This is a genomic window from Microvirga sp. P5_D2 (assembly GCF_054049475.1).
On the sequence record NZ_JBFUMH010000213.1, the window covers coordinates 1 to 7,164 of the forward strand.

The window sequence follows — 7,164 nt, forward strand, 5'->3', positions numbered from 1 at the left end:
CGGGGCATCCTTCCACTGCAGGCCGTTGCGGATGACGTAGACGATCCCGCTGACCACCCGCCGGTCATCCACCCGAGGAACGCCATGAGCCCGCGGGAAGTGCGGCGAAATCCGCGCCATCTGGCGCTCACTGAGCAAAAACAGATCACCCATTCAGAGCCTCCTAAACCGGAGGCTCTGAATCACACCTTAGCCCAAATTAATAGGTCCTGAGCCTAGGCCATATGGTTAATCGGAATCTGTGTTTATTGGCAAGGCTCAGTTCTCGCATTTGGGAGGGCAAATAGGTCAGAATCTTGGGAAATATGCCTTCTTCAGTTCACGCGCAGCACGGGACACAAGAGAAACCTTGCCTGAAATAGAGTCGAACCGAACTCTGACTTTGGAGGCTTAATACGCCAATAGGTTACCGTGATGCCAGAGTACACCAGCACGTTTCCATCCCCTCCCAATAAATGACTCAGAGAGTGCTAAAGACCTTTGTCTGCGTTAAAAGCGGGAGCATCGCTTGCAAAACACATTGGCCTTGGGGGCATTTGTTTGAGATGCCGTATGGCAGCCTTGAGCTCAGGAGAAACTTTCGATGGATCAACGTTCCAATACGAGGCAACGCACTATCCTTGAAGGGAGGATCGTGTTCAACAATCGTTTTTCACTGATTGAATGTGCAGTACGGGATCTTTCCGGCACCGGCGCCCGAATTGCATTCTCCCATCCAATCAGGATCCCACAAGAGTTTGAAATCGAGATCCCAAACAAAAAGTTGTCTCGTTGGGCCCGGGTCGTGTGGTCGAATGGAAAAGAGTACGGGATCACATTTGCCGACGCTCCCCAAGCCCGCACCTTGAGCGAGGCTTCTCCTTCACCAGAAGGGACGCAGTCGCAAAACAGGGACTTGCCAGAGCAGACAATGCCGAACACGGCAAAAGTCCAGCAAATTCTGAATGAAGCGCAGCGCCAGCTAGCCGAAATAATAGGGGCTCCTGCCGAGAACGTTCGATTAAAGCTGGAGATCGATTTCTTACCTGCTGGCACAAATAAGCAATCACGAGATTTAGAGTGATTTTCAGGGGCGTGTGGATTCACTCGTGCGCGTCGATCACGGAAAATCGATTAGATCAGACTCACTTTGCTCCGCTGATGCTTGCAGAATGAGACCAGTTGTTGATCGATATGGCGTGCGTCCGACTGGACCATCAGCCAGCTTTGCCCCTGCTCGCCTTCTGAGTAAGAAGCAGGAGAGGCAGCACACATCGCGAAGTGAGACATGAAGCACTCGACAGCAGCTAAACCCTTGTCCTTATCGTGCGGTATCATGCCAGGCGTACCAACCGGCTATGGCTTAGTGGAATGAATGTGACGGTCGGGTCTGAATGTGGAATCCCGTCGGAGGTTTTGCGTGCGAGTCTTGAAGACACTCACCGGGATTGTAGTCACAGTGGCCACCACGGACCGGGGCCGGCTGGAAAGCCGACCCTTACAAAATCGTCGCCGCAAGCCGAGGGCACCAGACGTTAGATTCAATCCACTAGTACCGCTTAAAAGGACTGGAGCTAATGGCGCCGCAGAGGCTACGGACGCTTCCTCAAGACCAGTCCCTTTATGATGGGTTCTGTCACCAGAAATCCTTGTGGTCGTTGACGATCTCTACTTCGAGTTCAGGGAATGGGCCACGGATCGCTACATGGCGCCGCCCGGCGGCGAACACCTGGTGACAGCTCAGATCGAGGGTCAGATTCTCCGGGTTGTCTCCGGTCAACTCCGCCAACCGCCTTTCGCTGAGTCCGTAGACCACAGTGCCGATGCCAGCCCAGTAACAGGCCCCAGCGCACATGCAGCACGGCTCGACCGAGGTCACCAGCGTGCATCGCTCGAGAAAGGTCGGGTCGTATCGCTGCGCGGCCGCGCGGGCCACGTTCGTCTCTGCGTGGCCAACGCCGCGATCCCGCGCGTAGGTGTTGCCCGACGAAAGGAGCACGTCGCCCTTCGGCCCGACTAGGAGCGCGCCGAAGGGATGATTGCCACTGGTCCGGCTCTCGGTGGCGATCTGCACGGCAAGACTTAGATACTCGGTATCGCTCCTCATGGCCGCCTCCTCGGGATGCCCAATTGCAACGGCACGCGTAAGGGCCCTTCGCCTGGGTTCTATATTCTTGGAGCGCTTGGGAGCTGTCTAGTCGTGAGATCCAAGGAGGTTGCTCATCGCGTCTGAAAGCGTGAAGGTGGTCGCTGCAACACGAACCCCTGACGGCCACAGGAATGAACGACCCGCTTGGGTCGAGTGGACATGATCCGCCGCATCCTCGAACACGGCCTGCCTGTCCACGAAGTCGCCAAAGGCTTTGGCATCAGCGCGCGTACCGCCCACAAATGCCCGACCCGCATCAAGGCTGAAGGGCCAACCGGATTGGAGAACAGATCCCGGGCCAGTGACTTGCCACGATCTTGAGCCCAGCAACCGGACCTCGTTGCAGGCCGGCTCCGCCTCACGAGAGGCCGGCACCTAAGCTACCCTTGTGGCTCGGAATGGAAGTCGGCGCGTGCGACACTGTCTCCGACTGGGAATTTAACCCAAACCTGCTATCAGGCCCCTCTCACCGAGCCGGGACCAATGGCACACCTGCGAACCTTCCTGACCCGCCTGACCATGCCGACAATTTCCAGCAGGAGGAAGTTCCTCCGCTACGTTCTGCTCGTAAATGCCTTCGGTCTCATTGTCGCCTTTGCCATTGATATCACCCAGCAGCTCGTTTTCTTCACGATCTGGGCGGCCGTCCTGAGATCATGGGCCCTGACCTTTGTCGCCGTGATCGTGATCGCGACGCCGGTTGCCGTGGTGTTCGCCCGGGCCCAGCGCGATGTCCAGAGCGCCAAGAAGGCCCTGGAGGATCTCAGCCGCACCGATCCCTTGACCGACTTGCCAAACCGACGGGCTTTGATGGAGGCGGGTGAGGCCTCCACCTCGCAGACCATGGTGCTGGTGATCGCTGATATCGACCGCTTCAAGGCCGTGAATGACACCTATGGCCATCGCGCCGGCGATGCGGTGCTTCAAACCATCGGTCGGATCATGACCGCACATCTTGCCAGGTATGGGCTCGTCGGGCGTCTGGGCGGGGAGGAGTTCGCCCTCATCGCGGCGAATGCCTCTCTGGAGCAGATCCTTCCCGTGCTCGGTGACCTGCTGCGTGCGATTGAGACAACGCCGCTTGTCACGCCGGGCGGCCTTGTCCGGATCACCATGTCGGCCGGGATCGCCATTCGCGATCCCTTCGATCCCTTTGGCCAACTGTATTCCGAGGCGGATCAGGCCCTCTATCAGGCCAAGCGCTCCGGTCGGAACCGGATCGAGCTGTCGACTCGGGCGCGTGAGGCCCTTACGTCTGAGTGGTTTCACGAGCACGCAGCCTCCGACGAAGACCGGCAAGAGCGACAGACCAAAAACTGACCCAACCTCAATGATGAAGCAGCGCGCGCAATGGCGCCGTGCAGGCACGTGAAAAACCTCGCTCGATCGAGTCGCCGATTTCGGGGAGATGAGCCATCGTCAGCGCAACGGGCACGTTGGCGATTTTCTACATGCGCCCTTACAACGGCTCCAGTCGTAGGGCGAGAAGCTCACCTCCTGGACCTGCCCCCGGTTCAAGGACAGGTGCCGAACCTAGAGGATGAGGAGGCCTGCCCAGCCGATGTAAGTAATGCCTATCCGGTGAAGGCGCCCTTTGCCGAGACCGACGCACTGCTCGACTGCACCAGCAAGGTACTCGCCAGCGAAATCACGCTACCCACAAGCCGACTCGAAAGGTAGTCAACTCAAGGCGCGCAGACACCTATTGCGGGCGAGCAGTGACTTTGGCGCCGGCTGCCTGGTCTCCTAAACCTGTCTGAACCAGAGGTCAGTCGTCACGACCCCACAGTAAATGGCAGAAAGTGGAACGGTCTGTGAAACGCCATTTTGGTGTCGGTTGCGTGGCCGATGTAAGTGAGGCAAGCAACGCGATGTCATTCAAGGTTGAATTGGACCCGCCTACGCCTGTTTATAAGTTCGACACGAGGCATTCTACCGTCGCACCTGCGCGCTGCGTGGATGCTACAGCCTCCAAAAAGGCTTCTTGAGAAAACGGCTTTAACAGAACGAGGCAATCTTGAAAGCGTTGGGGAACCGGGTTGGCATCGTCATTAACAGTAAAGACTAATGGTATTTCTCGGAATCGAAGGACATCGGCTAACGAATTGACGTTTGGGCTGCTGTCACCGATCTCGAGGATGGCAATGTCACATTCTGACTGCAATGCGAAGCGCATGGCCTGATCCAGTCTCGCCACGGGTCCTATGACGTCATGCCTGAGGTCGTGAAGCAAGTCTTGGATGAGCATTGACATCCCGGCTTCACTCTCAACGACAAGAACTTTGAGCGGCCTGCGCGCGTTCACCAATTGGCCCCTTCAAAAAGCAAGGGTAGACTCTATAGTCGAGCCTATTGCAAGTGTCAAAGAAATCGATGCTGTACGAATCTTAGTGTCAAGAGGTGTATCGTACCGGCACCGGGTCCGATTTGGTTGTCTTCAATGAAGGGGATGTTCACGACTGGGTTTTCGACTTTGACCATCGCTTTGACCGCGTGCAGCTTGACGTCGACATCGGCACCAACGCCATTGACGACTTTGYCGAGTTGGAAGCCCTGGTTGCCAGCGGCGACATCGGTGTGAGCACCCAAAGCTGCAGTCTAACTCTCACCTTCGACAAAGGGGACGCGCTGACGTTGAAAGGTATGCGGGAACTTTCGGCCGGCGATTGGCTGTTCATCTAGGAACACGGAGTGTTCTCTTGGGGATTCCGACCCGACGGATGGGATCTGCTACCCAAGCTAAAAGGCACGCGGTGGCAACCTATGAGCGGTGAGTGGCGCGGTACGGTGCAGCTGAGGAAACGCTCGATGCGCAGCTCGTCATGGCAGCCGCGCGGCTGACGAAGCGCCTGTAGTGGGGAAATATGTGGGCTGACCTCAGCAAGAGAGGCCAGCCCACAGTTATTGGGCCGAACAGAAGTAGTCCAGGCGCCGACAGTCACCTAAGATGGCCTCCTGATTGGCGCCCCGCGGACATTGCAACTTCTATGCCAACGTCTTTTGGACTTGCCTCTCCAGCTTATCAATCTCTCGCAGGTAGGGATCACGTCGCTCGTGATGGCGCTTCGCGAGTGTGGCAATGGCCCTCCGCTTGAGCGATTCTTCGATGGCGCTCTTCAAGATTGTCTCCCGGTCCTTCTGGTACTCAAAATCGATGTCGGCCAAGACCCGCAGCAACGACTGCATCAGAGGCAGAATATCTGGCGAGTAGGTGCCAGTAGGCTGGTTAGACATTCCGGAAGTCAGACATTTGCGCATGGCGGACGACATCGTGTTCCTCCGGGTTCATGTTGTTTATGTGTATTATCGCTGACGCGCGATGGTATGCTGCGAGGCTCTGGTGCGGATCTGCCGCCAGAACAGGCTTAGCTCCTGAGAGATTGGGCTTAATGGAGCACCTCTAGGCGCTCAGTCACAAAGAGGGATGGCCGTTTCCAAAGGAGAAAATGGTCACGTTCCGCAAGACCTAACTGCGGATCGTTTTCGAGGCGTGCAATCTGCGCCTCGACCGCTGCGAGTTGACGCTCAACTCGGCTGATTTGCCGGCGCTTGCGCGGCAGCAGTTTCTGCTTCTTGCCGTTCATTGACGCACCCCATGCACAGCGATGCCATCGCTCTTTTAGACTGTTGCTTGGCAATATGCTGGCGGTAACAGCGCCCCCGAAACCTTGCTTCGTTTTCATGGCATTATGCTGATTCGGGAGTAATCCGTCTGTCGGGAAGCCCACCGAACGGCGAGGATTTCTTAACTCACGTTAAACATTACTGCGGTGCATCGGATGGGTGAAACGGTGAAGGCGCGACTTCTCGGTAAAGGAAACCCGATGAACGGGATGCGCTAAACCTGACAGACCCTGCCTTGTGGTACGGGAATTCCGCGCTAGCTCTTTCTGAGGAGGGCTGATGATGACCGACGAAGAAATCGAGGCCGTGGCGGCGGAGCTGGCCAAAGCGGGTGGGCTCTCCTGGCACTCAGGGCAGGAGCGTGGTCCTCTGAAGCTTGTGATGGATCGCTACCGGGACCGGGCCCGCCTGGCCATTGCTACGCTTGAGCGCCTCCGGGCCACCAAGCAGGGCAACTCTCCCGATCCAGCCGAGGCCGCGCAGTCTGGACTAAGCGCTACAGCCAACCTGGAGCCCGTCGCAGACGAAGCCATCTCAGTGGGGAGCTTGGTCTTGTACCGTCCGCCAGGCGACAAGAGAACCTATCCCTGTCGGGTTGAGAAGCTTGAGGGAACCCGCGCGTACCTGGTCCCTGACCTTCCGACATGTACTGGGTGGGTGGATCTTGAAACCCTCTCATCTCCGGCCATTCAGTAGGTTATCCCAACCATGACCGATTTTCCCACCGGCAAGCGGGCGCCTGCTGAAGGCCGCACTGAAATTGACCTTTCCACCGGCTCTTTGACGGGATCCGCTCAGGGCCACTCGGTCTCAGCGCGCTACTACTTTAACCTCACCAACGGCGAGACCATGATCCGCGACGATGAGGGCATCGCGGCATCCAGTATCCAGGCAGCGGTACTCTCTGCCATGGAAGCCGTCGAGGAGCTTCGCGCCCAGGATCCCTTACACTCGGATGAGTGGCAGGGATGGTGGCTGGAGATTGTCGATGTCTCAGGGCGAGCAGTGCAAACACTTCCGCTCGACGTTCTCTCTGCTCACTAGTGGCACCGAAGATTGCTTGGAACGCATCTAATGAGTGAGTGGTGACCGCTGAAAACGGCACCCAGAGACGGATCTAAGTTCGATGCGTGGACGGCAACCCGCCCCCTGGCGGCATAGGTGGGAGGCATGGAAAGCCCGCAAGCCTCATTGGTGCGGCCAGTACCCCGAAACTGTCATACTTTCTTAAATGCTCGTTAACCTTTCGGGCGCAGCCTTTTCCTGTGCCGAGTTGGCACGGTCATTGTCCTCCCTGGAACCGGCCGTGAAAGGCGGCCCACCTTGAGCGCCCAGTATATGGCGCTCTTTCTTCGAGGCCCTTTCTGTCACTGATGGCGGAGTGCTTGGGCCGGATTAGACGAGACCGTCAG

The 7,164-nt window shown here is 57.4% G+C and carries 11 protein-coding genes; 6 read left to right on the forward strand and 5 right to left on the reverse strand.

Annotated features, from left to right (window positions below; all coding sequences use genetic code 11):
- Positions 1-153: transposase (locus ACXJKO_RS28285; RefSeq protein WP_457094379.1), on the reverse strand; the 153-nt coding region annotated here is incomplete at its 3' end.
- 430 nt (positions 154-583) lie between these two features.
- Here ACXJKO_RS28285 and ACXJKO_RS28290 point away from each other — a divergent pair.
- Positions 584-1,063: a PilZ domain-containing protein gene (locus ACXJKO_RS28290; RefSeq protein ID WP_457094369.1), complete on the forward strand. Its 480-nt coding sequence runs from the start codon at positions 584-586 to the stop codon at positions 1,061-1,063.
- A gap of 552 nt (positions 1,064-1,615) precedes the next feature.
- Here the strand turns inward: ACXJKO_RS28290 and ACXJKO_RS28295 are convergent.
- Positions 1,616-2,086, reverse strand: a complete 471-nt coding sequence (locus tag ACXJKO_RS28295; protein WP_457094370.1) for a nucleoside deaminase — start codon at positions 2,084-2,086, stop codon at positions 1,616-1,618.
- Between the two features lie 186 nt (positions 2,087-2,272).
- Between ACXJKO_RS28295 and ACXJKO_RS28300 the strand changes: the two genes are divergently transcribed.
- Positions 2,273-2,449, forward strand: a complete 177-nt coding sequence (locus ACXJKO_RS28300; RefSeq protein WP_457094371.1) for a hypothetical protein — start codon at positions 2,273-2,275, stop codon at positions 2,447-2,449.
- Between the two features lie 162 nt (positions 2,450-2,611).
- Complete coding sequence (locus tag ACXJKO_RS28305) at positions 2,612-3,448, forward strand: GGDEF domain-containing protein (protein ID WP_457094372.1); 837 nt, start codon at positions 2,612-2,614, stop codon at positions 3,446-3,448.
- Between the two features lie 589 nt (positions 3,449-4,037).
- Here the strand turns inward: ACXJKO_RS28305 and ACXJKO_RS28310 are convergent.
- Positions 4,038-4,304, reverse strand: a complete 267-nt coding sequence (locus ACXJKO_RS28310; protein ID WP_457094373.1) for a hypothetical protein — start codon at positions 4,302-4,304, stop codon at positions 4,038-4,040.
- 224 nt (positions 4,305-4,528) lie between these two features.
- On the opposite strand from ACXJKO_RS28310, the gene ACXJKO_RS28315 reads away from it, so the two are divergent.
- Positions 4,529-4,810 (forward strand): hypothetical protein, encoded by a 282-nt coding sequence (locus tag ACXJKO_RS28315; protein ID WP_457094374.1) that lies wholly within the window; start codon positions 4,529-4,531, stop codon positions 4,808-4,810.
- Between the two features lie 303 nt (positions 4,811-5,113).
- Here the strand turns inward: ACXJKO_RS28315 and ACXJKO_RS28320 are convergent, their stop codons facing one another.
- The gene (locus ACXJKO_RS28320; protein WP_457094375.1) at positions 5,114-5,398 is read right to left on the reverse strand and encodes a hypothetical protein; all 285 of its coding nucleotides are present in this window, start codon (positions 5,396-5,398) and stop codon (positions 5,114-5,116) included.
- A 116-nt stretch (positions 5,399-5,514) separates the two neighbouring features.
- Complete coding sequence (locus ACXJKO_RS28325; RefSeq protein ID WP_457094376.1) at positions 5,515-5,811, reverse strand: hypothetical protein; 297 nt, start codon at positions 5,809-5,811, stop codon at positions 5,515-5,517.
- 223 nt (positions 5,812-6,034) lie between these two features.
- Here ACXJKO_RS28325 and ACXJKO_RS28330 point away from each other — a divergent pair, with 223 nt between their 5' ends.
- Together ACXJKO_RS28330 and ACXJKO_RS28335 are read left to right on the forward strand one after the other, a co-directional pair.
- Complete coding sequence (locus ACXJKO_RS28330) at positions 6,035-6,448, forward strand: hypothetical protein (protein WP_457094377.1); 414 nt, start codon at positions 6,035-6,037, stop codon at positions 6,446-6,448.
- Between the two features lie 12 nt (positions 6,449-6,460).
- Complete coding sequence (locus ACXJKO_RS28335; protein WP_457094378.1) at positions 6,461-6,796, forward strand: DUF6894 family protein; 336 nt, start codon at positions 6,461-6,463, stop codon at positions 6,794-6,796.
- Positions 6,797-7,164: the final 368 nt, after the last annotated feature.